The sequence below is a fragment of the Streptomyces niphimycinicus genome, assembly GCF_018883605.1.
Lineage (GTDB): Bacteria > Actinomycetota > Actinomycetes > Streptomycetales > Streptomycetaceae > Streptomyces > Streptomyces niphimycinicus.
Window position 1 is genome coordinate 1 of sequence record NZ_JAHLEM010001171.1, and the last position, 345, is coordinate 345.

Consider the following 345-nt stretch of genomic DNA (forward strand, 5'->3'; position numbering starts at 1 on the left):
GTGCCGAAGTTCTCCTCGTCGCTCGTCGTGGCCTCCAGGAAGCCGGAGACCAGCTCCGCGGGCTGCTCGCCCTTGCCCGGACTCACCCCGTACACCCGGACCTGCGAATCGACGTCGGAGCGCGGCGAGGAGTCCACCCGCCGCACATCGCCGCTGTCGGGCATCGAGGCACAGCCGGACAGCAACAGGGCGCCACAGGCCAGCAGCGTCGGCGTGCTCAGGGCCCGGCCGTCCGGGCGGCGCCCACGGCGGCGGAAGCGGCGACGGTCGGCATGGTCATCGCCCACGAGGGCGGCCCTCCCCTTCGTTCGATGTCGTCGGCCGGGCGGTCGGCGCCCGGCCGCC

Annotated in this window: 1 pseudogene; it reads right to left on the reverse strand. The window is 74.8% G+C overall.

Going from position 1 to position 345, the window contains the following annotated elements:
- A pseudogene (locus tag KN815_RS48585) lies at window positions 1-287 on the reverse strand (LpqB family beta-propeller domain-containing protein); the annotation flags it as partial.
- Window positions 288-345 lie beyond the last annotated feature (58 nt).